Source organism: Flavobacterium pedocola (assembly GCF_053764385.1).
Genome location: NZ_JBSNCR010000002.1, coordinates 201,300 through 228,135, shown reverse-complemented (window position 1 = coordinate 228,135; position 26,836 = coordinate 201,300). Strand labels below are relative to the sequence as shown.

General features: G+C 42.0%; 17 protein-coding genes. 5 read left to right on the top strand and 12 right to left on the bottom strand.

Features of this window, described 5'->3' with window-relative positions; all coding sequences use genetic code 11:
- Positions 1-13 precede the first annotated feature (13 nt).
- The 5 genes from ACWPKD_RS05035 to ACWPKD_RS05015 form a co-directional block, all read right to left on the bottom strand.
- Entirely contained in the window at positions 14-979 is a 966-nt protein-coding gene (locus ACWPKD_RS05035) for a DUF6340 family protein (protein WP_455411588.1), read from the bottom strand.
- Between the two features lie 155 nt (positions 980-1,134).
- The gene (locus ACWPKD_RS05030; protein ID WP_455411587.1) at positions 1,135-1,521 is read right to left on the bottom strand and encodes a group III truncated hemoglobin; all 387 of its coding nucleotides are present in this window, start codon (positions 1,519-1,521) and stop codon (positions 1,135-1,137) included.
- A 121-nt stretch (positions 1,522-1,642) separates the two neighbouring features.
- Positions 1,643-2,176 (bottom strand): DUF4136 domain-containing protein, encoded by a 534-nt coding sequence (locus ACWPKD_RS05025; RefSeq protein WP_455411586.1) that lies wholly within the window; start codon positions 2,174-2,176, stop codon positions 1,643-1,645.
- Positions 2,177-2,255: 79 nt separating this feature from the next.
- On the bottom strand, positions 2,256-4,247 hold the full coding sequence (locus tag ACWPKD_RS05020; protein ID WP_455411585.1) for a urocanate hydratase: 1,992 nt from the start codon (positions 4,245-4,247) through the stop codon (positions 2,256-2,258).
- Between the two features lie 235 nt (positions 4,248-4,482).
- Positions 4,483-4,662 (bottom strand): DUF5522 domain-containing protein, encoded by a 180-nt coding sequence (locus ACWPKD_RS05015; protein ID WP_455411584.1) that lies wholly within the window; start codon positions 4,660-4,662, stop codon positions 4,483-4,485.
- A 28-nt stretch (positions 4,663-4,690) separates the two neighbouring features.
- On the opposite strand from ACWPKD_RS05015, the gene ACWPKD_RS05010 reads away from it, so the two are divergent.
- Positions 4,691-5,017: a hypothetical protein gene (locus ACWPKD_RS05010; protein WP_455411583.1), complete on the top strand. Its 327-nt coding sequence runs from the start codon at positions 4,691-4,693 to the stop codon at positions 5,015-5,017.
- A 1-nt stretch (position 5,018) separates the two neighbouring features.
- Here ACWPKD_RS05010 and ACWPKD_RS05005 read toward each other — a convergent pair whose 3' ends face one another.
- The 4 genes from ACWPKD_RS05005 to ACWPKD_RS04990 all read right to left on the bottom strand — a co-directional run bounded on the left by ACWPKD_RS05005 (position 5,019) and on the right by ACWPKD_RS04990 (position 18,501).
- Positions 5,019-6,320, bottom strand: a complete 1,302-nt coding sequence (locus ACWPKD_RS05005) for a hypothetical protein (RefSeq protein WP_455411582.1) — start codon at positions 6,318-6,320, stop codon at positions 5,019-5,021.
- A 202-nt stretch (positions 6,321-6,522) separates the two neighbouring features.
- Positions 6,523-8,478 carry a hypothetical protein gene (locus ACWPKD_RS05000; RefSeq protein ID WP_455411581.1) on the bottom strand — a complete coding sequence of 652 codons (1,956 nt, stop codon included), beginning with the start codon at positions 8,476-8,478 and terminating at the stop codon, positions 6,523-6,525.
- Positions 8,479-8,764: 286 nt separating this feature from the next.
- Entirely contained in the window at positions 8,765-13,549 is a 4,785-nt protein-coding gene (locus ACWPKD_RS04995; RefSeq protein WP_455411580.1) for a GEVED domain-containing protein, read from the bottom strand.
- A 245-nt stretch (positions 13,550-13,794) separates the two neighbouring features.
- Positions 13,795-18,501, bottom strand: coding sequence for a GEVED domain-containing protein (locus tag ACWPKD_RS04990; RefSeq protein ID WP_455411579.1), 4,707 nt, complete (start codon positions 18,499-18,501; stop codon positions 13,795-13,797).
- A 632-nt stretch (positions 18,502-19,133) separates the two neighbouring features.
- Between ACWPKD_RS04990 and ACWPKD_RS04985 the strand changes: the two genes are divergently transcribed.
- The 4 genes from ACWPKD_RS04985 to hemL all read left to right on the top strand — a co-directional run bounded on the left by ACWPKD_RS04985 (position 19,134) and on the right by hemL (position 24,035).
- The gene (locus ACWPKD_RS04985) at positions 19,134-20,948 is read left to right on the top strand and encodes a T9SS sorting signal type C domain-containing protein (protein WP_455411578.1); all 1,815 of its coding nucleotides are present in this window, start codon (positions 19,134-19,136) and stop codon (positions 20,946-20,948) included.
- A 61-nt stretch (positions 20,949-21,009) separates the two neighbouring features.
- On the top strand, positions 21,010-21,909 hold the full coding sequence (locus ACWPKD_RS04980) for a 1-aminocyclopropane-1-carboxylate deaminase/D-cysteine desulfhydrase (protein WP_455411577.1): 900 nt from the start codon (positions 21,010-21,012) through the stop codon (positions 21,907-21,909).
- A 6-nt stretch (positions 21,910-21,915) separates the two neighbouring features.
- Positions 21,916-22,746, top strand: a complete 831-nt coding sequence (locus ACWPKD_RS04975; protein WP_455411576.1) for a glucosaminidase domain-containing protein — start codon at positions 21,916-21,918, stop codon at positions 22,744-22,746.
- A complete protein-coding gene (hemL, locus tag ACWPKD_RS04970; protein WP_455411575.1) occupies positions 22,746-24,035 on the top strand; it encodes a glutamate-1-semialdehyde 2,1-aminomutase in 1,290 nt (429 codons plus the stop codon). Before ACWPKD_RS04975 ends, hemL begins: the two co-directional genes overlap by 1 nt.
- Before the next feature lie 58 nt (positions 24,036-24,093).
- Here the strand turns inward: hemL and ACWPKD_RS04965 are convergent, their stop codons facing one another.
- The 3 genes from ACWPKD_RS04965 to lysS all read right to left on the bottom strand — a co-directional run bounded on the left by ACWPKD_RS04965 (position 24,094) and on the right by lysS (position 26,810).
- On the bottom strand, positions 24,094-24,462 hold the full coding sequence (locus ACWPKD_RS04965) for a hypothetical protein (protein WP_455411574.1): 369 nt from the start codon (positions 24,460-24,462) through the stop codon (positions 24,094-24,096).
- An 82-nt stretch (positions 24,463-24,544) separates the two neighbouring features.
- A complete protein-coding gene (locus ACWPKD_RS04960; RefSeq protein ID WP_455411573.1) occupies positions 24,545-24,985 on the bottom strand; it encodes a hypothetical protein in 441 nt (146 codons plus the stop codon).
- 121 nt (positions 24,986-25,106) lie between these two features.
- Entirely contained in the window at positions 25,107-26,810 is a 1,704-nt protein-coding gene (lysS, locus tag ACWPKD_RS04955; protein WP_455411572.1) for a lysine--tRNA ligase, read from the bottom strand.
- Positions 26,811-26,836: the final 26 nt, after the last annotated feature.

Here is a 26,836-nt window from a genome sequence, read left to right as displayed (position 1 = left end):
GAAATGCATTTCTTTACTGTACCTGCGATTCGAGTTGCTGCTTTTTCTGCACTCTGTTTTTTAATACGTTTAAATAGCGCAATGCCATTTTGTCGCCATAATCGGTATAGGATTTGGAAGCCCAGTTTACGGCTGCGTCCAGATTTCCGTTTATCTCGTTGATAATGGCCATGTTGTAACAGGCTCTTCCGGCAATTTGTGGGTTGACGTTGTTTACTTCTTTTTCCCAAAGCTCAGCCGCACCATCCCAGTTTCCGGTTTGTGCCCTGCGTTTGCCGATTTCAAAATTAGAGGTTCCTTTTACATAGTAATCTCTGGAAACCCTTATTTTATAGGGTAATGTTTTTAAAGCATAGTCGGCGCCTAAGTTGTTGCTCACCTGCAATACATTTTGCTTTCTGCCTAATATGGCTTCAACGGCTTTCATTGGGCTGATGCCCCTACCGACAGTTGTTGTTACGTTGTTGTTGCCCTGTTCGTCTAAAACGGTACGGTTTTTTACGTCATAAATGCGCCAACCGCTTTTGATCATAGTGGAGACAGTAGCCTGATGTTCAATTATAGGGATTTTTATACCCACCACATTCGCTTTCTCAACGGTTGCTGTTTTGTAATCGACTTTGGTGTCCGTGTCGTAAAAAGACAATTCAAACAGGTAATCTACTTTGTGCTGTTTCGAAATTTTATCTATGGTTTCCCATGGCAAAGTAGCCGGGAATACACTCATTCCCACGGATTTCAGATTGTTGTCCTCGACAAGTTTTACAGCCGTGAAGCCGTTGTTTTTTGTCAGTTCGTTTTGAAGCCCCAACAGGGATTCGTTGGCTCCGTCTTTGTCCAGGTCTTTGCCTTCTGCCGATAAGATTTTGTCGATGGCATCAAAGACTTCGTTTTCTTTGGCCGGAAGCGAACGGTTGATAATGCCGACGGATTTTCCTTTCGATTCAAGATATACAGGTGCCGGTTCGGTGACGTTCATCGTTAATACATTGGTGGAGCTGCACGAAAATAACAGCCCGGAAGCAAAAAGTATCAAGAATGTCTTACAGTAGTTTTTGGTCATGATTATCAACATATTGATTATTTACCAAATGTAAACTTTTTGCGAAAAAATCAAAATAAAAAATCAATTTCTTATGATAAAGGCTTCTGATTTGCCTTGCGGAAATATTCGATTTTGTAGTGGAACATTTCGGCCATTTTACCGGCACGCCATTTGGCTTCCTCAGCTATAGGTCCTGAAAATTGGTCGTCCATGTTTTTGGTGAAAATTTCTATCCAGCGTTCAAAATGCTCTTTACCTATGGGGAGTGTCGCATGCGGCGGAAACGGACTGCCGGAATAAGCACGTACATCCAGTAAGACGGTTTGCCAGAAACCATACATTCTTTCAAGGTGTACCGGCCAGCGGTCCTGTATCTTTTCATTGAATATAGGACCAATGAAATCATCCTCTCGTACTTTATCGTAGAAGGAGTTTACCATTAGTTTGATATCGTCTAAATTTTGTATGTCGTTCATCTGTGCTAATTTGCGGTAAAGATACTATAGTGCCGATAATGAAGATATGATAATTGTCAGCTTTCGGTTTTTTATTGTGATAAGAAAAAAAAGACTGCCCGAAGACAGTCCTGTTTTAATTTTATTTTTTTTCCGGAGGGAATTGCGCTAAAATTTTGGAGACAAATTCCTGAATTCGTTCTTCTTTTTTAGAGTTGTCTTCAGCTAGGTAGCCGCTTCCTTTTCCCTGCCAGATCAGTTCTTTTTTCTTGGCATCTATTAAATCGATGTACAAAGTGCCTTCAGTGGAGGTGGAAACATAGGTTCTTCCGCCCCAAAAGTAAGGGTTCCAGCCCCAGCCCCAACCGTAACCCCATCCGGCGTTGTATTGGTTGACATCAACACGTTCTCTTTCTTTGGTGAAAATATTAACCAACAAGTCCGGTGCATCATTTTTGGTGTAGCCTTTTTTGCCCATTTCGGTATCAATGGCGCGAAGGATTCTTCTTTTGTCTAAATCTGATATTTCGGCTTTGTCAATACCGCTTTTCTGAAAAGCATACGTTTTATACTGGCTGAAATCAACATTTTTGTCAAAATCAGAATCTACCCTTACGGAACTGCAAGCGCCTAATACCAAGAGTAGTGATAGTGCAAGTAATCTAATTGTTTTCATATTTAAATTGTTTCAGGTTTCTAATTACTTGGTTCAAGTTTTAAATCCCGGTCATAATCCGAAACCTGAAACTTGAAAACTAGCTATTCAATAAGGAATCATCCACGATGTTCGGGATGGTTACTTTTAATAACGGTTGAACCTCCATAGCGCGTTTTATGGCAAACATGGCGCCTTCGTTTCTGGCCCAGCTTCTGCGGGAAATTCCGTTGTTTACGTCCCAGAAAAGCATTGATTCTAAGCGTCTTGAGGCTTCTTTACTACCATCAAGAACCATGCCGAAACCACCGTTAATTACTTCGCCCCAGCCAACACCACCACCGTTGTGGATGGATACCCAGGTAGCGCCACGGAAACTGTCTCCGATTACGTTGTGGATGGCCATATCTGCTGTGAAACGGGAACCGTCGTATATGTTGGAAGTTTCTCTGTAGGGTGAATCGGTGCCGGAAACGTCGTGGTGGTCACGTCCCAATACCACATAACCGATTTCGCCTCTGGCAATCGCTTGGTTAAAAGCTTCTGCAATTTTGGTACGGCCTTCCGCATCGGCATATAGAATACGAGCTTGGGAACCAACTACTAATTTGTTTTCCTGAGCCCCTTTGATCCATTGGATGTTATCCGCCATTTGCTGTTGGATTTCAGCCGGTGAGTTTTTCATCATTTCTTCTAAAACATCGCAGGCAATTTTATCCGTTTTGGCTAAATCTTCCGGTTTTCCCGAGCAACATACCCAACGGAAAGGTCCGAAACCGTAGTCGAAACACATCGGTCCCATGATGTCCTGAACATAAGAAGGATATTTGAATTCTCTTCCTAAGGTTGGATTTTCAGCCATAACATCGGCTCCTGCTCTGGAAGCTTCCAGTAGGAAAGCATTTCCGTAGTCGAAGAAATAGGTGCCTTTGGCTGTGTGTTTGTTGATGGCTGCCGCATGACGACGTAACGTTCTTTGTACTTCAAGTTTGAATTGTTCCGGGTTGTTGGCCATCATCTCGTTAGCCTCTTCGAAACTAATGTCTACAGGATAATAGCCTCCCGCCCAAGGATTGTGTAGGGAAGTCTGGTCGGAACCTAAATCAATGTATAGGTTTTCCTCGTCGAATTTTTCCCAAACATCCACGATGTTTCCTAAATAGGCGATAGAAACCACTTCTTTGTTTTCTAGTGCTTTGCGAACGCGGATTACCAATTCGCTTAAATCTTCCACAACTTCATGGATCCAGCCTTGTTCGTGACGGATTCTGGTGATTTTCGGATTCACTTCGGCACAAACGGTTACACATCCGGCAATGGTTCCGGCTTTTGGTTGTGCGCCGCTCATTCCGCCTAAACCGGAGGTCACGAATAAATGCCCTGAAGGATTGGTTTTGATTTTACGGAAACCGTTCAATACTGTAATGGTGGTTCCGTGCACGATACCTTGCGGCCCGATATACATGTAGCTTCCCGCGGTCATCTGTCCGTATTGGGTTACGCCTAACGCGTTGAATTTTTCCCAATCGTCCGGTTTGGAGTAATTCGGGATCATCATACCGTTGGTAACGACTACTCTTGGTGCTTCTTTATGCGAAGGGAACAAGCCCATCGGGTGGCCGGAATACATCACCAAAGTTTGTTCCTCGGTCATTTCGGCTAAATATTTCATGGTCAGACGGTATTGTGCCCAGTTGCTGAACACCCCTCCGTTGCCGCCATAAGTAATCAATTCGTGCGGATGCTGTGCTACGGCGTAATCCAGGTTGTTCTGGATCATTAGCATGATCGCTTTTGCCTGTTCGCTTTTTCCCGGATAATCTGAAATGGGACGCGCCTTCATTTCGTAATCGGGACGAAGACGGTACATGTAGATACGGCCGTATTTTTCCAGTTCTTCCTTGAATTCAGGGATTAAGGTAGCGTGGTGTTTTGGTTCAAAATAGCGTAAGGCGTTTTTGAGAGCCAGTTTTTTTTCCTCGTCCGTTAAGATTTCTTTACGCTTCGGGGCGTGGTTGATTGCCGCTTCGTAGGCTTTTGGTTGTGGTAAAACCGATGGAATTCCTTCCAGTATTTGTTCTTGAAAAGTCATTTTTGTGTTTTTGAGTATTCGTTAATTTGTTCATTCGTAGGGAGAATGACGACTAAGGGTAACGAATGTCAGACCTGTGATAGGACTTGTGTATTTTGACTCTGTATTTTTGTAAATGGATGTCCATTTTTTATTGTTGTGTTGTTTTGTAGCCGGATTGCGTTAGGGATAAAAGCAAAGTACTGTGTACTTGCGGATAGCCCGACCTCGTTTTTTTTAACGAGGGAACGCCCAACTATTTTTTAGTAATCTGTCCTGTTTTTTTGTCAAAGCCATACGGACAATGACGGCAGCCACTTTTGCAGCAGTATCCGCGTTTTAAATGGTACTTTTCAGTAAAGCATTTATAACCTTCGGGCGTATAATAAAAATCTTCCCCTTCTTTTAAATTATTCGGGTTAATTTGTTCATTCATAAAGGCAAATTTAGGAACTTTACCGTTAATGATTATACTTGTAGTTAAATATTTAACGCCGAAAGGTTTCAGAGGTATCACTTTGTTTCCGTTTATCCTGCTGACCCGCAAAGAGGATAGGGAAGATGCGGTGATTGTCAACCACGAAATGATCCATATCCGACAACAGCTCGAGTTGCTTATCCTTCCTTTTTTTATTTGGTATTCCCTGGAGTTTTTGTTCCGATGGTTTCAATATAAAAACCGAAAGACGGCTTACCGGAACATAAGTTTCGAAAGAGAAGCGTATGCCAATGAAAAAGACCTTCACTATTTGAAGCAAAGGTCTTTTTGGAGTTTTTTGAAATTTCTTTGATTTATCTGTACCAGTTTACGCCATCTGACCAAAATTGAATATTGATACCCGCACCAGCCGCTGAATGCGCCGGGAGCGAAGTGGTAGCTGTAAGTGTACCATCCAGATTTTGTACGTTACTTGCTCCTACAGGATCTATGGTTATGGTTTTTGTGCCGGTTCCTCGGGAAATGCTTATCAAACGACCAGTGCACGTGGTGGGATCGGGCAGCTCTACAGTCAAGGTGCCCCCTCCGCTGGCATCAAGGATTACTTTGCTGATGGTGCCGGGTATTGTGTAGGTTGCACCTCCGGCTCCAACGGTTACCCTGACAACTCCAACGGCTATGGATCCGTTTACCTGTAATGTTGATGTTGGCTGTATGGTGGCCGATAGGTTTGTCGGATTTGTATTGATGCCGACTCTTCCGTCTTGGGCAATAATCATTCTTTCCAAATATGTTTCCGCACCGGAATTAGTGCTGAAAAGCATATGTCGGTTTCCGGCAGCTAACTGATAAGACCCTTTTCCTCCAAAAGTAGATGCTCCGCCCGTATTGACATAGCCAATATGGCCTCTGTAGGATGTATTTTGCATAAAGTATATTCCGCTGAACCCACCTGAAGTGGCATTGTCAATTGACATTACCCCATAACCATCCTGATCGTGACGAACCGATAATTTATAAGAAGCCGCAGTGGTTCCTATGCCCACATCGCCGTCTGCTTCGACTCTCATTCTTTCATTTCCGGCTGTTGCGGCCCCTAAAATATCGGCTCCGGGGCTGAAAAGCCCTGTGTTGGTGTCCGTTTGCCAAGAATAGGTTGGGAGGGCTGCCGTTCCTAAGGAATAGGATTGTAATTGCCCGCTGTTTGCATTGGAGATGTTCCAACGATCCACTCCACCGACTCCTGTTTTGATTCGTATGTCCTGAGCATCTGTGGTTCCTAAGAAATTCGTACCGACAGTTGTACCGGCATTTCCGCTTAAAGACCAATCCAATCCTCCAGGAGATCCTTCAAAAGAAACCCAACGGGTTCCGTCCCAGTAGTATAAACCCGGGATAACATTGTTAGGTGAGGCTCCGGCAGTAGCGGTGTTCCAGACGATTGTTCCGGAAATGGGAGCACCTCCCTGCGGATTTACTACAGGTGCAGATGCTGTTGTAGCGGTTAAAGCAACTTGAGGAGGAACAAAACCGTTTGTTGTGGAGTTGATTTCCAAGGCACCACGCGGCGTAGTTGTTCCAATACCAACCTGTGCGTTTGACAATACAAATGCAGATGTTGCTAATAGCGTAAAGAGTAATTTTGCTCGTTCCATATCCATATCATTTAGTTTAAACTTCTATGGGAGGCATGCGAACACTTTGGGTTTTTTGGAAATGTAAAGATATTTTTATTCCATGTGTTTTTTCTTAAATTTTATCTAAATCAGATGAAGTTGAAAAAAATGTCGATGAAGTAATATTGAGATGGTAAAAAAAAAGAGTTCCTGGAAGGAACTCTTTAATTGAAATATCTAATTATTTTTTCTTAGGGCTTTCTTTTTTCTGACTTTTAACAAAACCTTCCGGAATTCTTTCGAATCTCACGTTTTGACCGTCGTAATAAATAGGTGTCCCTTCTTTTTTAGTACCGTCGTCTTGCATTACACCGTTCATTTTCTCGTCAAAGTTGTTAGAAAGAACTGTGTTTGAAATTTCAACACCATTTTCAAAACCAGCTCTTGTTCCAATAGCGGTCCAATTGAAAGAAGCATTGCTGTTTCCGTTTCTGTTTTCTTTGATGTAGAAACCTTCAGCCGTTACTTTGCTTACATAAACGCCGTTAGTTTCCTGAGTTGGTGTTACGGTAACGTTGATTGCTTCTGATTTGGAAACATTGTTTTTGAAGGCTTGTTTGAATGAAATAAAAGCTTCGCCGTTGCTTAACTGACCAACACCTCTAGTGGTAATGTCCACTTCAGTAGAAGAAGCTAAGTACATTTTAGTTCTTTCGGCACCATTGCCTTCGGATAATTGAACAACCGGTTGGTTTACGATCGTGTTTCCTTGAACGTATATGCCAAATTCTTTACCGCTTGAAATCATTCCATATTGGTTACCTTTTACATAACCACCCATGAAACCACCGTTGATACCAAGTCCTACATGGTTGTTTGGGGAAGTGCTCTCTGAACCGGATTTACCAGTGTTGCCCGTTGCTATATCATCGTTTGCACCACCACCATAAACACTGTATCGAGTACCGGCTAAGCTGTTATAGCCTAACATACCGAATTGACCTGAACCTCCTGATCCGAAAACCCCTCCGGCTCCATCAGGAATTGAACCGCCTAGTGTTAGAAGGTCTCCGGCCACACCAAATGCATACATGTTTGTTCCTGAACTAATTCCAATGGAAGCATAGTTTCCGTAAGAACCACAGGTTACACCACTTGCAGTATATGGACCTCCGCTGAAACCTACTCCAGGGGTAACGTTGTTGTTTTCACCAGCTGTTCCCGTTGCTCTCCAAGTACCTGTTGTAGTTTCGTGGATGATACCGTGAACCCCAAGAGGAATGGTTGGTCCTCCGGTTGCTCCGTCAGTTTGACCAAGTACTCCTTCTCCTGTTTGTACGAAGTTGGAAATCGTACTTGGCTGTGTAAGTCCTACAACACCATACCCTGTTCTGTTTGCAAAACCAAACAATCCGATTCCGTTTGAATCAGCGTATCCGGAAACAGCTCTGTTTGCTGTGCTGTTAGGGTATCCTGTAATATTTTGATAAGCTGTTGCTGATGTGTGAGCAGAAATTTTATCTCTTGAATCTTCACCAGAAGCTTTCCCGACTACAGTTTGCCCTTCAATTCGTAATCCGCTTGTTGGCGCAGCATTGGCAGTTGCATACGTAGCTCCAACTGTTAAGTTGCTGTTGTTTCTTAATCTTACTCCTTCTACACCATTTGTTGTAAGTGAGATGTTGTCTGCCGCCGGTCTGAAAATACCGGTGTTTGTATCGCTATTCCAAGTAAAGGCCGGAGTTCCAGCTGCACCGGATGCATAAGTTTGAATCTGACCTGTTGTGTTTGAAATGTTTAAACGATCTGTGCTGTTTGTTTTGAAACGTAAATCTTGAGCATCCGTTGTTCCAATAAAGTTTGTTCCAGCTGCTGTTCCTCCGTTACCGGTTAAACTCCAGTCGCTTGAATTGCCTGTTGCGATTCTGATCCATTGCGTTCCTGACCAATAGTAGAAACCAGGAGTTACATCATTAATAGTAGCTGTATTGTATACAATTTCTGATGTAGTCGGTGTAGATACTGTGGCTGTTGTTGTGTTTACTAAAGCAACTCGAGGAACTAAAAGTCCGTCTGTAGTTGAGGTAATGTCCATAGCTCCCTGTGGGGTAGTAGTACCCACTCCAACCTGTGCTTGCGATGCAAACCCTGTAAGAATCAGAGAGAAAAATAACAATTTTTGGGATAAAAGTTTCATTATTTCAGTTAGTTTTATAACGCGCGAAAGTAGTGGTAAAACTCCAATATCAATTGTTAATATCGATAAAGTGCATTAAAATATCGATGAAATACACTTTTGTAAGAAAAGTAATCTAATATAATTCACAGTTGGCACTGTGAGTGTTATATTTTTACGAATTAATACATTGGTTAATTGATGAATAAATAACAAGAATCAATGTGTATGTGAAATATTTTCAATTAGTTAGCATAAAAAAAGGCTCCGAAATTCGGAGCCTTTTAAGGGTAGGTAAGTAGGTTTGTTAGTAGATGATCTTTTTACTGATTTCCATATCATTTTCCAATGTAATTTTGATAATCAAAGCATTGTTCGAAGAAGTTAATCGGAACAATTCCATTTGATTAGCAGCAACATTTTTGTATTCGTCAATCTTTCTTCCCAAGACATCATAAACCACAATGTTTTTAATAGGCTCAATAGAGGAAGTGATTTTAACAGTATTGTCGGTGAAAACATTTACCGATGCTGCAAGGTTGGCCACTTCTTCGTTGCCAAGGGTAGTTTGAGTGTAACGTAAGTAGAAACGATTATCAAAAGTTCCCGCTTGTGAAGAATAACTGTAAGGAGCTAACTTTAAGTTGTGAACCACATTTAAAAGTTTATCTTCAAGATACACATCAGTATTGCTAAATTCTGAGTCTAAATGATCGATTCCGATAGTGTAAGTACCCTGTGAAGTCGCTTTATATCCAAGAGGAACAACATCTTGCTGCTCAAATGGTAAAGGTCGTCCCTGAATGGTCAGTTTTCGGTTTTCAATCAAGGAATAGAATTTCACAGCATTACCGGCTAAAGACTCACCGTCCAATCCGCGGTCCCATCCTAAAGTGGCACTTTCGGCATATCCTACAAGAATCTGGCTGAAACCTCCGTTGTTATTCGAAAGGTTTAACCATAGACGCTGCTTGGTGAACGTGTCAGTCGTGTTTTCACCAGCAGTATTTCTGTAGAAATTCGAGTTGTTGTTTAAAACACGCATACTGTTATTGAAGGTAACATTTCCTGTTGTTCCGTTTGCCATGGCATTGTCCGCGCTGATAAAGAAGGATTGACCTGAAGCGATATAGGTAGTTGGCATAGTACCACCTGTCGTTGCTGTAGCAGTAGCTCCTAACGAGTTGACAGTAGCATAATCATTTACCGTATAGTTGTATGAATAGTTGCCATAGTACGGATCTGGTGAAGCAGCAGTCGGCAATGTATTGTGTGTCCACAGATAAACTGTTCCGTCAATAACCGGTACGTTGGCCGGATGGTTCAAGAAGCTTACAATGTCTATAGCAGAAGGGTAAGGGTTCCCGATAAGATTCCATTCGTCATCTGCATCTGTTACAACCGTTGAACCACCACTCGGCGTTGTGCTTCCGATATTGGCATTGGTTCCTTTTGAAATTGGCATGGTTACCGTTCCGTTGTTTGGTGTTCCGGTGAACGTAGCAGTATAAGTTTGTTTTGCTCCAGAGGTCGGGAAAGTTCCCGGTGCTCTTGCAATTACACCATAAGTAGGATTCATAACAGAACCTGCGCTTAAAGAGGCCCAAGTACCGTTTCCTCCAGCTACAGTTGGGGTGTAACGATAAATATAAGGAGAGTTTGCGTTAAGGTTTCCAACTGTAAATCCTGAAGCTGCAGTAACAGGGGAATTCCAGTAGGTGTAGTCCAAACGGTACATCGGTTGAGAATTTCTTCTGATGTGGGCAGTACCTGTGTTGGCAACGTTGTTAGTCTGTACCAAACTCGCCGAGTTTTGTAACACTAAATCTCCACCGGCATTGATGTTTACATAATCAACGATTGATAAGTTGTTGGCTGTATTAACCGTTAAAATTGCTCCGGTTTGAATCGTAAGGTTAAGTCCTAATCCGGTATAGCCTGAACCGCTAATAATTGGGTCGTTAGTAACGTTTGGAATTATTACACAGTCGGCAACTGTTGGTACTCCTGCCGGTGTCCAGTTGTTTGCTTTGCTCCAGTCTGTATCTACCGAACCATTCCATGTTTTAGCTGCTGAAACCGTAACAGTTGTCTGATCTGTTTCTTTTAAAGTAGTCCCGTTACATAAAGTGTAAGTTACTTCTGCTGTATAAGTTGTTGTTGCCGTTGGACAAACATTTAAAGTAGCTGTGGTTCCCAAAACAGGACCTGTGGTCCCGGCTCCTTCATACCATTTGAATGAAGTGATAGAAGTTCCGGACGGCACAAAACGCCAAGCTTCATTGGTTACGGTCCAATCTGTATCAAGACCGTTTCTTCCAGGTGCAGTAACAGCCTGTGTTCCCGCTGCATTTTGAACTCCAACGATTGCGTTTCCACCATTCCAGGTTCCGTCGATTCTTTTCTCTTTGATGTAAACTTCGATAATGTTTGTGTTTTCGTATAACACCATCATTCCTGTATATAGGATTGAGTTGTCTGAGAACATCGGAACATTACTCCAAGAAGCTACTAAGGCTCTACATCCTGAATTTAAGGTGATTAATTCCCATCCCACTTCACCGCCTACACTTGGGTCAATGTCATGATAAACACCATAGATGGTGTTGGCGAATAAAGCGCCAGTGGTACTAGGTAAGTTATTGCTGAAAGAATAGCCGGATGCTGTTCCAGCTCTTGTAGCATCGAAAGTTAAAACACCATTCGAACCAATCGAACACGTGTTGTAAGTGTTACCATAGAAACAGAAGTTGAATGGTAAGTTGATTAGCGGCGACCATACGTCATCCTGATTCACACTCACCGGATTGGCTAAACAGCTAAACTGGTAAGGAGGGTTGTACGGGATGGATTGCGCAGTATAGTTAGTAGTGCTTCCTAATTGTAAGTAGGTTGCTTCCAGATTCACACAGTTAGAACCTGATGTACATGTAATAGGAGCCGGATCTGCACCGTTCAGGCCAAGTCCTCCTGAAATTACATTCGGACATCCTAAAGTACTGGTTCCTGTTCCGCCTCCAGGCATACATGGAGTTGTAAAACTAACCGGCCCGATCCAAAGACCTTGACCTAATCCACCTCCGCAATTTGAGCGAACCCAAACATAATAAGTAGTAGATTGTGTTAATGCTGTTAAACCAGTTGTTAATACACCTGCTCCTGTTGATCCCGTTGGGGTAGTTCCTGCTGTAGGAGCCGTCGAACTCGTTGAAAGATAATATTGGTACCCGCTTGCAGGCGCTGGCGCTGCTGCAGTCCAGGAAACGGTTGCTGTTGTTGCGGTAATAGCTGAAACAGTGATATTAGAAGGAATTCCGGCACATGGTAGTGGTGCGGTTACCGTTAATTTGTAGTCTTTTGCCTCTCCATATGTAATGCTGGTACATGGATCAGGGTTGTTGTTGTTATACCAAGCTCTGATTCTCATTCTGTAGTCGCCAATTGGTGTTCCTCCGGGAACTGTAAAACTTCCGGAATGTCCGCCTGCGATGGCTGCAGATCCAAAAACTTTTTCACCTGCATCGGCAAAATCACCGTCATTGTTCCAGTCTACCCAAATGTTGAAACCGTGTGAACCACCTACATAGGTTTCGGAGAAGTTTAAACTTGCTCCAGCTGCCTGAGAAGCGCTGTATGTTGTATAGAAATCACCATAGCCTGCTGGTTGTGAAGAGGCTGATGAATGGCTGAAGTTTGAGAAACCGCCAGTGGTGGTGAAATTAGAGATGTAATCAAGTGTTGAAGTGGTAACAGGGGTACAATAAGCAATCCCCGTAGTTGCATTTCCTGTTAATGGCGTTGTGGTTAGATAAACAGGTCCTGCACAACTGCTGTTGTTATATGAAAACACAAAGAAATAATAAGTAGTGGAGGAGTTTAATCCTGATACTGAAAAGCTTGTGTTTGTGTCAATATCTGCTACAATATTTCCGGCTCCCACTGTTCCGCCAACAGTATACGTAGTATTGTTAGCAGGTGAAGGAGTAGCTCCGGTTGTGTTGTAGACCACTAAATAATTTGAAGGGGCCGGACTTGCCGCTGTGAAAGAACCACTGATGTTGCCGCCCGCTGGTGTTAAACTTAAAGCAGTTGGTTGAGCAGTTGGTGTAGCACATATCGGTCTGGTAGATGCACAAATGCCAAAAGTTCCGTTATTGTCATTTCCGTATTCCCAAAATCTAACGTAGATGGTAGCGCCAGGGGTTAAACCTGTACGGGTGATATACGGCATTAAGCCATTGGCACTGTCGTCGTCGTCACACTCTAATAAAGTTAACGAGCCACATGCTCCGGTATACCAAGCCATGCCACCGTCAGTCATTACGCCGGTTTGCGTGTCAATTGTTACTTCACCTGAAGCCGGTACTACGAATGAGAACCAAACGTCTGATCCTAAGTAGCTGGAGCAACCAGGAGCAGGAGGTGTTGAGGGTGTGGTTGAAGCCGTTGAATTTGCATTCGAATAAGTAGTGTACGTACAAGTTCCTGATGTATTAACCGTTAATGGAATTGCTCCCGTACAATCGTCGTTTGCCGGTGGTGATACTACACATAAACTGTTAAGTATCATGTCGTTGTTATTTCCAACGTTGGATACCTTAATATAATAGGTTCCGTTGTTTAAGGAAACGTTTGAAATGGTTTCTGTTTGTGCACTGTTTGTATTAGTGTCATTGTTGGCACATGCAATTTGAGCAATTCCAGCACATGCTCCAGTCTGAGAAATAAGTTGTATATATAAATTTCTGTCGGCTGAAGAGGCTGTTATGGTTACGTTTAGTGGACCACCGGTTACCGTAAAGGTGTACCAGCCTTCTCTTCTGAAAGTACCTGTTGCGCATACTGATCCATTTGGACCTGTTGATCCAACATTTGGTGCATTTTGACCGGTGTCAACAATTGTATGGTTTGTAATACAGGCACCATTAATTGTTATCGGGGTCGCATTTGAACATTGCGTTCCCTGTCCCCAAATCTGAAATGTAAAGAGCAGAAAAAAGAATAATAATAATAGCCTGCCCTTTTTGAGAAATGCATAATCCTGCTTATTCATTTCGTTTGGATGGCTGATAAAATAGTAGTTTTCCTTCATTTTGGTTGATTAATTTTTAATTTTTAGCAGTTAGTAATTGTTGTGAAAATATCGAAATCTCGCTAAAAGTATTAAATAAATCGATAAAAACTAATTTTTGTTAACATGTTGTGGTTAAATTATCGATGAAATACATGTTTTTTTGAAAAAATAACAAAATTTAAAATAATGTTAAAAAAACGTAAAAATTACCAATAAAAAAAGGCCTCAAAACTTTGAGACCTTTTTTTGTGAAGTTTTAGGATTTAGAAAATGACCTTTTTGGATACTACAACACCATTTTCAAGGGTGATTTTTACAACCAATGTACTCATTGTTGGAGCCAAGTTGTTTACCGTGAAATTGTTGTCGTTGATGTCGTTCTTCTCAACAATCAGTTTGCCCAGAATGTCGTAAACGGCAATTTCCTTAATTGGTTCCATTCCGGATTTGATGTTTAATTTAGAATCTGTGTAAACCAAAACACTGTTCGTTAGCTCACTTACATCGTTGTTACCCAAAGTGCTTTCTGTGAAATGCAGTTCGAAGCGGTTGTCATTTACTCCTGAATTAGTTGTGAATGAATATGGAGCAACTTTTAAATCGTGTGTTACATTAAGTTGCTTGTCTAACAAATAAATTTTTCGGGTTGTTTCTGCAAACATTCCGTCTACTGTTCCAATGGCAATTGTGTAATTTCCGCTTGTTGGAGCTTTGATTCCCAATGGAATAACATCAGCGCTGTCAAAAGGCAATCCTTTTCCTTGGATGTTGAATCTTTCATCGCCAATTAACGAGTAGATTTCAAAATCTGTTTTAACATCTAGAGCCGGAGCATCATAATAATGGTCTTTACCGTGCGTAGCGCCAGTGGCATAGCCTACAAGGGTTCTGCTTCCTGCATTGCTAGGAGAAATCAGGTCTAACCAGATACGGTGCTTTTCAGAAGTTCCTTCGCTATCTCTGAAAAACTGATCGTTACGATTAGCATTACTTCTTAATGTATTTGTAAAGGTTACATTCTCGGTTGTCGCGGCTGAAGTGTGGTTCATCAAGACAAAGAAACCTTGTCCGGCCGCAATCTTACCGTCAAATATTGGACTTAATGATCCCAGGTAGTTGAAAGTAATGTAATCCGCAACAGTATAATTGGCTACAAAGTTCTCATAGAACGGATCTGCAATGGCAGATGATGGTAAAGTTCCGTGCGTCCATAATTTGATAAAACCGGCTATGTTTGTATTGTTTGCCAAGAAAGTGTTCGCATCAATGGCAGACGGATATGGGTTACCGATCAGGTTCCAGTTGTCATCATCCTTAGTAGCCGGCGTTGTGGATACTCCTGTTGCATAATTGGCGCCGTTATAAGTTCCTCTCGAAATTGGTATCGTGATGGTACCGTTATTTGGAACTCCTGTAAAAGTGGCAGTGTAATTCTGCAGGGTCGTGGTGTACGCATTCGGTCCTCTTACAATATATCCTTTACCTAAAGTCATGGTTTCGCTAGTGCCTAACCAGTTTCCGAATCCGTTAGTGTTGGTAGGGATAGTCGGGGTCCATTTCCATTTGTAGCCTGTAGTTCCAGGAGATACATTGTTTAGTCCGAAGTTAGCAACCGGTGAAGACCAGTATACATAATCTAGTTTACGGATGTTAACATTGCGCTTCATGAAAATGTTGCCGGAATTGGCCACGTTGTTCACCTGGATTAAGCTTCCTGCATTTTCGATGTTGAAAATACCGCTGGCGTCAACAGTAACTCCGTCAGTCACTGTTAAATTATTGTTTGATAAAATCTGAAGATCACCATTTGGTCGAACCGTAAGTGTTCTTGCAAAAGCGTTACTTGCGGCAGTGTTGATTTTTGAGTCAAAAGGACCATCATAGATGAATACACAGGTATTAGCATCCGGAACACCTGCTGGTTCCCAGTTGTTTGGATTGTACCAGTTGCCATCCACATTACCTTTCCATAATTTGGTTTTATTGTTTACGGTAATTAATTTAGAAACCGGACATCCGTTAGAAAGCGTCGCGGTTGCTGTGAACGACCATGATGGACTGGTTAACTGTGCTCCGGTTGGTTTAACGTAAACAGTTGAAACGCTTTGCGCAACATATGGAATCGTACAAGCGGCATCAATAAAAGCGTTTACGGAACCTCCGCTCCAGGTGAAAGTCGTGTTCATCGGTCTTGTGCCGTATAGGCGAACATCATCAATGGCCCATCCGTCAGCCCATGCTGAACCACCTGCCAAATGATATCGGAAACGAACCATTAAACTTGGTGCTCCGGCATAAGCGGATAAGTCGAGGGTAACTTCGTTAAATAAACCTGCATATCCCTGAGTGGAAGTGTAAGACTGGATAGTTGTCCAAGCGCCACCTCCGTTAGTTGACACATCGATATCGGCCCACTGAGACGGCTCTCCTGCGTAATAAGAGAAATGATGTTTGAAGCTCAAATGTAAATCCGTGTAGACTGAAGCATTCAGAACAGCTGTTCTTAGAATCATGTCTTTTGGATTAGGGCTGGCAAAATCTGAAACTGATAAAGCGAACTGATCTCCTACGGTTCTGGAAGTTAAAGCCGGCTTCCATACGGCTCCTGTTGGAATGTATGGACTTGTTCTTACGGTCCATTGTGTATTGGCATCCGCAGCAACATTTTGTCTTACTAAGCTTCCGAAAGTACCGTCGTTGAAAGTTACGTTAACTAAGTCTTCGACCATTACATCTCCGGTTGCGCTAATGGATACAACATTGTTTTCGCCACAAACTTCCGGAGTGGAAGGGGTTACGCTGATTACGGATGAAAGGTTTACGGTTGCCACAACTTTCTCTCGGAATAAAGATTCGCAAGTTCCGTTGAAAGCAGCAACATAATAAGTTGTTGTGCTACTGATCGATGGTGTAGTCCAAAGGTTTGTATTGGATGTTCCAACCAATGCGCCGCCTGTTAAGGCATTGTACCATCTGTATTGTGTGGTTCCGGCTGTTCCGTAAGCATATAGATCTACAGTACCCGGCTCACATCTTGAACCGTCTGTAACGGATGTGATTTTAGCAGGGCAATCTGCAATTACGGTAACTGAATAGTCTTCGGTTTCTCCGTTTATTAAAACTCCGCAAGGGCCAAAAGTTTGGGAAGTCTCGTAAGTTCTGATTCTCATGCGGTAGGTCCCCGGTGCAGTCCCCATCGGAACTACAAAACCAAATGAACCGGCAATGGTTTGAACACCTCCCGTTGTGTAGACAAGTTCCGGTGCAGCATCTGTAAAGGTGCCGCTATTATTCCAGTCTACCCATACTTTCATGAATTGTCTTGATACGGCCAAAACATAATCTACGTTGATACCGCCTCCAGGGATTTGGGTTGTGGTAGGTAATCCGGTATAATCCGCGTATCCAGAAGCGGCTCTTCCGGTATTTAAGTTCGACATATTGGTTAAGTTTCCGATTGTCTGAACGCTGTTGATATATCTTGTGCTAACGCTTGAAGTTGCGCTGCAATATCCAGGGTTGGTTACACAAACCGTAAAGGTGCCCTGATTTGTTCCATTTGAATAACTGTATACTCTGATGTAGTAAGTTGCTCCAACGGTAAGTCCTGTTGCTGATGCGGATTCTGCACTGGAGCCTAATGTTGCGTCAATACATCCCATAGATGATAATGTGCCGCAAGTACCTGAGAATACCTGGAATACGACATCGCTCATGGTTCCCGGTGTAACAGTGATGTCTTGTGCAGTGTTTGCGGCCACAAAGCTAAACCATACGTCATCATCAGCTGTTCCTGCACAGCCGGCTTGTGACTGAGTTGCGGTAACTGAAGTGCCTGAGGTTGTTAAGGTACAACTTCCGTTGGTGTTTACGGTGATAGCAGTAGCGCCGGAGCAGTTGTCGTTTGCTATTGGTGTTGTGATGCAGATGTTGAAAGTTCCCTGGCCGGATCCGTTAGCGGCGCTGAATACTCTTACGTAATATGTGTTTCCTATTGTCAATCCGCTTAAGGTGGCTGTTTCTGCAGTAAATCCTGTTGTGGCATTTGTACATCCCAAGTCTGTTAATCCAGCGCATGATCCGCTAAAAGACTGAAATACTGCGTTGCTTAGAGTTGTAGGTGTAACTGTTACAGTATGGGATGTGCTTGTGGCAACGAAACTGTACCAAATGTCATCATCTGCCGTTCCGGTACAACCGGCTTGTGACTGTGTTGCACTGGCGGTCGTTCCAAATGTTTGGGTTGTACAGGTTAAGCCTGAGTTGACGGTTAATCCTATAGCTGCGGCACAATTGTCGTTGGCGGGAACTGGAGGTGTATATGTAATACGAAGTTCGCCTCTGGCGCCATTACCTCCATTATTTGCTCCTCTGGCTCCACCACCACCACCGGCTAAAGTTGATCCGGCGCTTCCGCTACCGTTCGTTGTTCTTCCGGCTCCTCCATTTCCACCACCTGTAGTTCCTCCGGTACCTGCAGTTGTTCCTGAACCACTTGTTCCTGGGTTGGCATTTCCGGCACCACCGCCACCGCCACCTGAATCTCCACTAACTACATTACCACCGCTACCGCCGTTGTAAGCGGTATCGGCTACGCAGTTTGTTGCCAGACCTCCTGCGCCTCCTGTGGCAGCATTTGTAGCTGGGCCTTTACCTCCAACTGCTAAAAATATTGTTGCATTGTTGAAATAGGAATCGCCTCCGTCTGTGGTTGTGCTTGTTCCGCCTGCACCAACGAACAGGTTGTACGTTACTCCTGGTGTTACGGCAATTACTTTTCTGGCGTAAGCGCCTCCACCACCTCCGGCACCTGCATTACCTCCGGTAGAGGATGCTCCGTGACCACCGCCTCCCCAGGCCTCTACAGTAATAGAGTTTACTCCAGGAGGTGCTGTCCATGTTCCTGCTCCTGTAGCTGTAAAGTTGTCTGTAACTGATTGGGCATTAGTTAATAAGGTAAAAAAAGTCATAAGTAGTGTTAAGACTAATTGACTCTCTTTTCGATTAAAAAGATTTAACTCTTTTAGAAATGCTGTTTTTGGTAAAGTAAAATTGGGGTAATTTTTTCTCATAAAATAAAATATTACATGTATTGTAAATTTATCATTTTTATCAAATAATTATTGCTTTATTCGGTATGGTTGCGTCATATTTCAATCATATCCTTAAATTTTTTTATAATTTGTTGTGAAAAACCCGGTTGCTTTTTGAGTCAAAGCCTTTGCGGGTCTTGATTCCTGTGTTTAAATAGATGCAAGCATAGTAAAAAATGAGGGGTTGCGTTAAATTAAAAAATGTTTTCACTGTAACAAAAAACATTGAAAATCACAATATTATAACAAAAAAAGTAAGATTGCACCTTCTTTATGTTATTAAATAGTTAGGTTTATACCTACAAAATTCAAGCTGTTTTTTCTACCGTTGCATCTTACTATTGAATAAGGGAATGAATTATTGTTTTTTAAGCGCCTGATTGTTTGAACTTTGTATTTCAACTGTTTTTTAAGCATTTTAAATAAAAAGTTAAAAATGGTTTGGTGTATAGAAAAAAATGCGATATTTTTGTTTTTAAGTGTCGAACCCTACTAAATTTTTAGCGCTTATGAAGTCAAGATTACTTAAAGGTTCATTGTTGCTGTTGGCGGCAATGTTTAATCAGGAGCAGGTGTCTGCTCAAATGTACGTGAGTCCGAACAGCTATGTGTTTGTTAATAATGAACAATTGTTCATTAAAGGCGATTTAGAACTGAATGCTGCGACAAGTAATATGTATCTGAGGAGTAACGCGCAATTGTTGCAGGGGACTACTGGTTCCGGAGTAAACAAAGGTGTGGGTGCTTTGTCTGTGTATCAGGAAGGTACTGCAGACGGGTTCGATTACAACTACTGGTGTTCTCCGGTAGGGAATGTGTTGTCCTCGACAGCGGTGAATAATCCTTTCGGTATTGCCCAATTGAAAGATGTTACCGGAATCACGACTGCTAACAACCCTGTTATTACATCAGCACTTAATGGTTTGGCATCTCCGCTAACTATTTCCAACCGATGGATTTATAAGTTTACTACTTCCAATGCCTATTCAAACTGGGTGTATGTTGGAAGCGGTAATACCATCAATGCCGGTGAAGGATTTACAATGAAAGGAACTGACGGTACCAGTGCGAATAACCCTGGAGCCAATCAACGATATGATTTCAGAGGAAAACCGAACGACGGAAATATTAATGTTTCAGTTGCCCCGGGGATGAGAACTTTAACTGGTAATCCTTATCCGTCAGCCATCAACCTTAACCTGTTTTTAAGAGATGCTGCTAACTTGGCATTTATTAACGGTACGGCTTATTTCTGGGAACATAACGATGCGACCAATTCACACTACCTTGTGGATTACCAAGGAGGTTACGGAACATATATCGCTAACAATGGTGATTATTCTCCGGGAACTTACACTGCTGCAACTTGGAATACTTATAATGGTGACGGTACTTTAAATACAACCGGAGCGTCAACAGGAAGTACATATAAAAGAATGTTTACTCCAATTGGGCAAGGATTCAAAGTGGAAGGTATTGCTTTAGGTAATGCTCAAATGAAGAACTCTTACCGCGTTTTCGTAAAAGAAGGAACTCTTAATAATTCCGACTTCGAAAGAGACGGAATGCAGGAGCGTGCAAACTGGGATCCTATTCAGAGTGTTCAGGGAGTGGATTATACTCAATATTCAAAAAGAGAGTTGCCTCAAATCAAAATCCATACTGTTATAAACAATCAGTATTCAAGAGAGTCAGCGTTGGCTTTCAATGATTTGGCAACTGATAATATTGATTTGGGAATGGATGCTAAATGTCCTGAGTACAATTTACCAAAAGATGCTTATTTTCCTTTAGATCAAACCAATCAGTACATCATTTCAACATTGCCTTTCGGTATTAGTAAAAGAATTCCTTTTGCTTTCAAAGCAAATGCTCAGACAACATTCAAAGTGACTGTTGGTAATCTGATCAACTTTGATATGGCTGAAAATATCTATATTTATGATAAGGTGGTAGATAAGTATTTTGACATCAAAAATGATTTCTTTGAAATTACATTGCCAGCAGGTACGGTGACAAACCGTTTTGAAATCACGTTTACTGAAGGAACATTATCTAGCAACGATACTGAAATTTCTCAGAGTTTTGTAGTGTATCAGAACAACAATACTAAAAATCTTGTAATCAGCAATCCTGAGATGATCAGTCTTAAAACATGTTCAGTGTACGATATCGCTGGTAAACTAGTGCTTACTAAAGCTGATTTGGGTAACAATACTGAGTATGCTCTTCCAACATCTTCTTTGGCAACAGGGGTGTATGTTGTAAGACTTAATACTGAGGATAACAAAGAAATTGGTAAAAAAGTGATTATCAACAACTAATAGTGTGATATCTAAATAATATAAAGTGCAGCCTTAGGTTGCACTTTTTTTATAGTTTAAAATGCAATCGACCAATCAGGAAGTTTTTTACGGTTTAAATGATGATGTAACGCTTTTTATTAAACGTGAAGATTTGTTGCATCCGTTTATTTCCGGCAATAAGTTCAGAAAACTTAAATACAATCTGGTAGAAGCTCGGGCTAAAGGTTGTAAAACGCTTTTGACTTTTGGAGGAGCATATTCCAATCATATTGCGGCAACAGCGGCGGCCGGTAGATTAAATGGATTTGCTACTATCGGAGTGATCCGTGGAGAAGAACTTGAGTCCAAAGTAGATGAAAACCCGACTTTGTCTTTTGCGTTGTCGCAGGGGATGAAACTTCATTTTGTTTCAAGAGACGAATATTCAGATAAAGAATCAGCTGCATTTCAGCAAAAATTGAAGGAGTATTCCGGCGATTTTTATCTTTTGCCTGAAGGAGGTTCCAATGCTTTGGCGGTAAAAGGCTGCGAAGAGATTTTGACGGAAAGCGATGCCGGTTTCGATTTTATATGTTGTTCTGCGGGAACGGGGACTACGGCGGCCGGGATTATAAATGCTTCAAAGGCAAATCAGAAGGTGTTGGTTTTTCCTGCGTTAAAAGGTTCGTTTTTATCTGATGATATTTGTAGATTTGCCAAAAATGATAATTGGGAACTGATTGAATCCTATCATTTTGGCGGGTACGGGAAAATTGATGAAGAATTGGTGCGGTTTTTGAACGATTTTTACCATCAGACCACTATTCCGTTGGATCCGGTTTATACGGGGAAGATGCTGTACGGTGTTCTGGATCTTGTTAAAAAAGGATTTTTTCCGAAAGGCTCTAAAGTGCTGTGTGTGCATACCGGAGGACTTCAGGGGGTGGCAGGAATGAATCAGTTGCTGAGTAAAAAAAAGATGCCCATAATAAAGTATTAGAAGTTGATGAGAAGAATTATTGTTTTGCTGACCGCCGTTGTTGTATACAGCTGTGGTTCCTCTAATAAGGTAAGGACAACGACTAAAATAACTAAGCCTACCGTAACGGTTAAGAAACCTGTGGTTCATAACAAGCCAAAACCGCAGCCGGAAAATAATACAGAAGTACTGGAGGCGACTTCCAAAGTGGGGGTGACCACAGAGTTGGTTAAACAGTATGTCGCGCAATACAGGGAGATAGCCAATGACAACATGCGAAAACATGGAGTTCCCTCAAGTATAACTTTAGCGCAAGGTATATTGGAATCGGGTGCCGGAACCGGTACTTTAGCACAAAAAGCTAACAATCACTTCGGAATAAAATGCCATACCGGATGGACGGGCGAAAGTGTGCGTCATGATGATGATGCCGAGCAGGAATGTTTCAGGAAATATGAACATCCGTCTGAATCGTATCGCGACCATTCCTTGTTTTTGACTTCGCGCAGCCGTTATGCTACCTTGTTTAAACTTGACAAAGGAGATTATGCAGCTTGGGCTAAAGGCTTACGCGCGGCGGGTTATGCGACAGATCCAAAATATCCGGACAAATTAATCGGTCTTATCGAACGTTATGAGCTTTATAAATTAGATGAAGAGGTCATCGGCAGCGGATATAAGCCCATTGCTAAAATATCGGAATTGCCTTTAGATGAAAAGTCTTATCGCGTAACACAGGGTGATACTTTGTATTCTATTTCCAGAAAATTCAATTTATCGGTTGATCAGTTAATCGAATTAAATAATCTATCTTCCAATGCTATTTCCATTGGTCAAATCCTAAAAGTTAAATCGTAATGTTATACCAAAGAAGCAGCGAACTTTTTGTTGAAGCTGCAAAAGTTATACCTGGTGGTGTGAATTCACCGGTTCGCGCCTTTAAGGCAGTAGGGGGAACGCCAATTTTTGTTAAAGAAGCCAAAGGGGCTTATTTATATGATGAAGACGGTAACCGTTTAATTGATTATATCAATTCCTGGGGGCCGATGCTTTTAGGGCATGCTCACGAACCCGTTGTTAGTGCAGTGATTGAAAAGGCGAAGAAAGGAACTTCTTTCGGTATGCCGACCGAGTTGGAAACCAAAATTGCAGAATTAGCGGTGTCGATGGTGCCTAATATCGATAAAATCCGTTTTGTGAATTCCGGTACCGAAGCTTGTATGAGCGCTATTCGTTTGGCCAGAGGATATACCAAGCGTGATAAGATTATCAAATTTTCAGGTTGCTACCACGGACATTCCGATTCGTTCCTGATTGCGGCCGGAAGCGGATTGAGTACGTTTGGAGTTCCGAATAGTCCCGGTGTAACGGAAGGAACTGCTAAAGATACCCTTTTGGCGAAGTACAACGACTTGGAGAATGTAAAGGCATTGTTTGAAGCTAATAAAAATGAAATAGCGGCCATCATCATTGAACCGGTTGCCGGGAATATGGGTTGCATTCCTCCAAAAGAAGGTTTTTTGAAAGGTCTGAGAGAAGTATGTGATGCGAATGGTACCTTGCTTATTTTCGATGAAGTAATGACCGGATTTAGACTGGCAAAAGGCGGAGCGCAAGAGTTATTTGATATCAAAGCGGATATTGCCTGTTTTGGAAAGGTGATTGGTGGCGGATTGCCGGTTGGTGCTTTCGCGGCCCGAAACGAAATCATGAATTATCTGGCGCCGGTAGGGCCTGTGTATCAGGCGGGAACTTTGTCAGGAAACCCGTTGGCTATGGCGGCGGGGTATGCCATGTTGAATGAAATTAATGAAGATGCTGAATTGTTCAAGCGATTAGAGGAGAAAACAGCCTATCTTGAAAAAGGAATCCGTGCAAAATTAAAGGAGCACCAAATCGTTTTTACCATTAACAGAGTGGGGTCGATGATTTCGGTTCATTTTGATGCCAATCCGGTTTATGATTTTCAGACGGCGGCCAACGGCGATAATGATACCTTTAAGAAATTCTTCCACGGTTTGCTGAAAGAGGGGGTGTATATTGCACCATCCGCCTATGAAACCTGGTTTATTACCGATGCGTTAAGTTATTCGGATCTTGATTTCACTATAGAAGCTGTGGGGAAAGTAGCTCAGGAATTAAAGTAAAACATATAAAAAAAACCACCTTTAAATAAGGTGGTTTTTTTATAACATATTTTTGTAATTATAAAGAAGTATCTGAAACAAGTTGCTTGTAAACCGATGGGTGGTTGCCAAGTTGTTTTAAGATATCCGGCCCTAATACTTTTTGAAGTTTTTTCTCGATGATGGCTTTGATTTCGTCTCTGCGTGCATCGGTCATGTTCGGTTGTGACAGGGCATCGTATTTTTTTCTAAGTACTGCAATTAAAGCATCTTGTGTTTCAGGAGTTAACTGAATTACTGCTGCAACCGCTTCGTAGTCTCTTTTGGCATTTACTTCATTGGCATCCGCAGTGTTTTGTGATTGCGCAGCGCCTTTGTTCTGTGTTTGTGCAGCAACACCAGAGGTGAAGGCTAAAAACAAAACGAAAAATGCAATTATTTTTTTCATAATTTTTTAGTGGTTAATAGTTATAGTTGTCAAATCTAAACTAAAAATGCAATAATTCCAAAATTACGTTAAAATAATAACATTATCTGCCTGATTTGTGATGCATCATTCTGCGTTTGTCCTGTAGGTGTTCTCTGCGGTTTTCCATGCGTTCTTCTTTGTTTTCTTCCCACTTCTGCATTTGCTTTTCGTTTAAGATTTTTTTCATTTCTCCTTTGAAAGCAATCTGTTCGTCCAGCATTTTGTTTTTCATGGCAAAACGTTCGTCGCTGGTTGGTGTTTTACCATCTGTTATGGCAGCCTCTCTTTTTGCTTTGGCTTCTTCTCTTTTTTTGCTTTGCGCAGTTAATAAGGACTTAACTTCTTTTTGTTGTTTGTCATTCAAATCCAGATCAAGGGTCATTTTTTTAACCTGAAGTTCCACGCGTTGCTCCGGAGTTAAATTTACCTGTTCCATTTTTCTTTCCTGTGCCTGAACGGTTAATCCGATAAAAGCAATTACTGCCACTGCTAAATTTTTCATGTCTTTATTTTTTTTGAGTTACAGCTATAGGACAGAGAAAGTTTAAAAAGGTTTAATCCGGGTAATGGAAAATAAAAAAGGCTGCCTTTCGACAACCTTTTCTTTGTATGTATGTTTGGCATTACATAGTCAATTCCACTACTTTGCTTTCCCCGTTAACGGCTACTTTTGTTAAGCCGTGTTGGGCTAAAGTTTTCATGGCTTTGTCCCATTTTTTACCGCTTAAGGCAGCCTGGGTTTTCAAATCGGCCAGTTCCATAGTGTTTTCATTTTTCTGTAACAACTCCACGATTAGTTTTTCTTCGGCTTCCAATTCTAACTGCGGTGTTTTTTTCTCCGGACGCATTTGTGGGAAGAATAATACTTCCTGAATTGACGGATTGTTGGTTAAGAACATGATCAAACGGTCCATTCCGATTCCTAAACCTGATGTTGGCGGCATACCATATTCTAAAGCTCTTAAGAAATCTTCATCGATAATGCCGTTGGCTTCGTCATCTCCTTTTGCTGCAAGTGCCATCTGGGCTTCGAAACGCTCACGCTGGTCAATCGGGTCGTTCAATTCCGAATAGGCATTGGCGATTTCTTTTCCGCAAACCATCAACTCGAAACGCTCGGTCAATTCCGGATTGTCACGGTGGGATTTACACAAAGGCGACATTTCTTTTGGATAATCCGTAATGAAGGTCGGCTGTATAAAGTTACCTTCGCATTTTTCTCCGAAAATCTCATCGATTAATTTTCCTTTACCCATGGTTTCGTTTACTTCGATTCCCATAGATTTTGCTGCTTCGCGTAATTCCTCTTCCGATTTTCCGGTAATGTCAAAACCTGTGAATTGTTTGATGGCATCGGTCATGGTAACTCTTGCATACGGCGCTTTGAAGTTTACTTTGTGTTCTCCGAAAGTAGCTTCAGTTGTTCCGTTCACCTGAGTTGCGCAGTATTCCAAAAGGCTCTCTGTCATATTCATCATCCAGTTGTAGTCTTTGTAGGCTACATAGATTTCCATTGCGGTAAATTCCGGGTTGTGGGTACGGTCCATTCCTTCGTTTCGGAAGTTTTTTGAAAACTCATAAACCCCGTCAAAACCACCTACAATCAGTCTTTTTAAATATAACTCGTTGGCAATCCTCATGTATAAAGGAATGTCTAAACTATTATGGTGTGTAATGAATGGTCTTGCTGCTGCACCACCAGGTATCGACTGTAAAACCGGAGTTTCTACTTCCATATACCCGGCCTCATTGAAGAAGGTTCTCATGGCGGTGAATAACTTGGTTCGTTTTATGAAAACATCTTTTACCTGTGGGTTTACCACTAAATCTACGTAACGCATACGGTAGCGTAATTCCGGGTCCACGAATTCGTCATAAACGTTTCCGTCGGTATCGGTTTTTGGTAATGGTAACGGGCGTAATGTTTTGCTTAAAAAAGTAAAGCCGGAAACACGGATACATTTTGCGCCTACCTGAGTAGTGAACAATTCGCCTTCCACACCGATAAAGTCGCCTAAATCGGTCAGTTTTCTGAAAACGGTGTTGTATAAGGTTTTGTCTTCATCCGGACAAATCACATCACGGTTGAAATACGTCTGGATTCTCCCTTCGCTGTCCTGAAGTTCCGCAAAACAGGCTTTTCCCTGATCGCGAACACTCATCAAACGTCCGGCTACTACAACCTTCTTTCCTTCTTCAAAAGTGTCCTTTATCTGTTTCGACGTATGGTCTACGGGAAACAAATTTGCGGGATACGGATTGATGCCAAGCTCTCTCAACTTGCTCAATTTCTCTCTTCTGATGATTTCTTGTTCTGAAAGTTGCATATAGTATTGATTTTTAAGGGTGCAAA